Source organism: Bartonella sp. AP57NXGY (genome assembly GCF_042195805.1).
GTDB lineage: Bacteria > Pseudomonadota > Alphaproteobacteria > Rhizobiales > Rhizobiaceae > Bartonella.
This window is the reverse complement of sequence record NZ_JBHIOZ010000318.1, coordinates 1-1,189: the sequence shown is the minus strand read 5'-3', so window position 1 is coordinate 1,189 and position 1,189 is coordinate 1. Positions and strand designations below refer to the sequence as shown.

Below are 1,189 nucleotides of genomic sequence, written 5' to 3'. Positions count from 1 at the left end.
AACAAGCATTATTTATTCAATGATCTTAGAGACGATACCGGCACCAACAGTACGACCACCTTCACGAATAGCAAAACGAAGTTTCTCTTCCATCGCTATCGGAACGATCAACGAAACATCCATCGCAACATTGTCACCTGGCATAACCATTTCCGTTCCTTCTGGAAGCGTAACAATACCTGTAACATCCGTCGTACGGAAGTAAAACTGAGGACGATAATTCGTGAAAAATGGTGTATGACGTCCACCTTCATCTTTTGTCAAAATGTAAGCTTCTGCTTTAAACCGTGTATGAGGTGTAACGGATCCTGGCTTCGCCAATACTTGACCACGCTCAATCCCTTCACGGTCAACACCACGTAGCAGAGCCCCTATATTATCACCTGCTTGACCTTGATCTAAAAGCTTGCGGAACATTTCAACGCCTGTAACCGTCGTCTTAGACGTTGGACGAATACCGATAATCTCGATTTCCTCTCCAACTTTAATAACACCACGCTCAACACGACCCGTAACAACGGTTCCACGACCCGAAATCGAAAACACATCCTCTATCGGCATCAAAAATGGTTGATCAACAGGACGTTCAGGGGTTGGAATATAATTATCAACTTCACTCATTAAAAGACGAACAGCATCTTCACCAATGCTTTTATCCTTATCCTCAAGAGCTGCCAACGCAGAACCCTTAACAATTGGTATATCATCGCCTGGGAAATCATATTTGGATAAAAGTTCCCGAACCTCAAGCTCTACAAGCTCCAAAAGTTCTGCATCATCAACCTGATCAACTTTATTAAGAAAAACAACAATTGCTGGAACACCAACCTGACGTGCAAGCAAAATATGCTCACGTGTCTGAGGCATTGGACCATCAGCTGCTGAAACAACCAAAATAGCACCATCCATCTGTGCTGCCCCTGTGATCATGTTTTTCACATAATCAGCGTGTCCTGGACAATCAACGTGCGCATAGTGACGATTTTCCGTTTCATACTCAACGTGTGCTGTAGAAATAGTAATTCCACGTGCACGTTCCTCTGGCGCAGCGTCAATTTGGTCATAAGCTTTAAATTCACCAAAATATTTCGTAATCGCTGCTGTCAACGAGGTCTTCCCATGATCAACGTGACCAATCGTACCAATATTAACATGCGGTTTTGTTCGTTCAAACTTGCTCTTCGCCATT

At 43.5% G+C, this 1,189-nt stretch carries 1 protein-coding gene; it reads right to left on the bottom strand.

Features of this window, described 5'->3' with window-relative positions:
* Positions 1-12: 12 nt before the first annotated feature.
* Positions 13-1,188 carry an elongation factor Tu gene (gene tuf, locus ACFIL8_RS10610; protein ID WP_012755022.1) on the bottom strand — a complete coding sequence of 392 codons (1,176 nt, stop codon included), beginning with the start codon at positions 1,186-1,188 and terminating at the stop codon, positions 13-15.
* Position 1,189: the final 1 nt, after the last annotated feature.